Source organism: Paraburkholderia sediminicola (assembly GCF_046026895.1).
GTDB lineage: Bacteria > Pseudomonadota > Gammaproteobacteria > Burkholderiales > Burkholderiaceae > Paraburkholderia > Paraburkholderia sediminicola_C.
Genome location: NZ_JAQQEU010000226.1, coordinates 1 through 1,248, shown reverse-complemented (window position 1 = coordinate 1,248; position 1,248 = coordinate 1). Strand labels below are relative to the sequence as shown.

General features: G+C 64.1%; 1 protein-coding gene. It reads left to right on the top strand.

Annotation, left to right across the window (positions count from 1 at the left end):
* The first annotated feature begins 2 nt into the window (after positions 1-2).
* Positions 3-1,223, top strand: a complete 1,221-nt coding sequence (locus PQR02_RS40430) for a porin (protein ID WP_408243386.1) — start codon at positions 3-5, stop codon at positions 1,221-1,223.
* Positions 1,224-1,248 lie beyond the last annotated feature (25 nt).

Here is a 1,248-nt window from a genome sequence, read left to right as displayed (position 1 = left end):
AAATGAAGAAGGCACTCGTTGGTTCGGCCCTGGGGTTGGTCGCCCTGGGCGCGCATGCACAGAGCAGCGTGACGTTGTACGGTATCGTCGATACGGGTATCGGCTATCAGAACAGCTCGACGACGTTGAGCCCGACTTCAGGCGCGGCATCGGCACGCCCGTCCCCGGGCGGCCGCTCGCAAGTCAAGATGATCAACGGCATCTGGGCGGGCAGCCGTTTCGGCCTGAAGGGCGCGGAAGATCTGGGCGGCGGCACGAAGGCGATTTTCCAGTTGGAGCAGGGCTTCAACAGCGCCACCGGCGCACAGAGCGTGTCGGGTCTGGGCTTCAGCCGGCAGGCATGGGTGGGTATGACGAACGGCACGTTCGGTACGCTGACGGCTGGCCGCCAGTACACGTCGTACTACACGCTGCTGTCGCCGTACAGCCCGACCACGTGGCTGACCGGTGCCTACGGCGCGCACCCGGGTGATATCGACTCGCTGGATACGCTGTACCGCGCCAACAACTCGCTGGTCTATACGTCGCCGAACATGAGCGGTCTGACGGTCAGCGGTTCGTACTCGCTGGGCGGCAATGCGGGCAGCTTCAGCGCCGGTCAGACCTGGAGCGTGGCAGCACAGTACCTGAACGGCCCGTTCGGTATCGCAGCCGGCATCCAGCGTATCGACAACGCGTCCAATGGCGGCGTGGTGTGGAACTCCACGACGTCGAACAACGGTTCGCAGCCGGCGGTGTCGGCCATCAACAACGGCTTCCAGACGGCAGCCAAGCAGCAGCGCGTTGCGGTGACGGGCGGCTGGGCGTTCAACTCGCAGTGGGACGTTTCGTTCGCCTACTCGAACGTGCAATACGCTCCGGGCGTCAACTCGTTCTTCCACAACACCGCGATCTGGAACACGGGCGGTGCCGTGCTGCACTGGAAGCCGATTACGACGCTGGACCTGGCCGCTGGCTATAGCTACACCCGTGCGACGGAATCGAACGGCATCACGAGCGCAGCGACCTACAACCAGTTCAACCTGTCGCAGTACTACTCGCTGTCCAAGCGTACCGGCCTGTATGCGCTGGAAGCGTATCAGCGTGCTAGCGGCCAGACGCTCGCCGGCAATGGCCGGTCGATCATCGACGCCACGGCAAGCATCGGCGACGCTCAGAACGGCTCGCCGGCGTCGTCGCGCAGCCAGGTTGCGGTGGGCGTGGGTATCATCACCAAGTTCTGATCGCGTAGTGGAGTGGCGGCGTTTC

Coding starts and splice junctions, on each gene's coding strand:
- PQR02_RS40430 (WP_408243386.1), top strand. CDS start 3: ATGAAGAAGGCACTCGTTGGTTCGGCCCTGGGGTTGGTCGCCCTGGGC.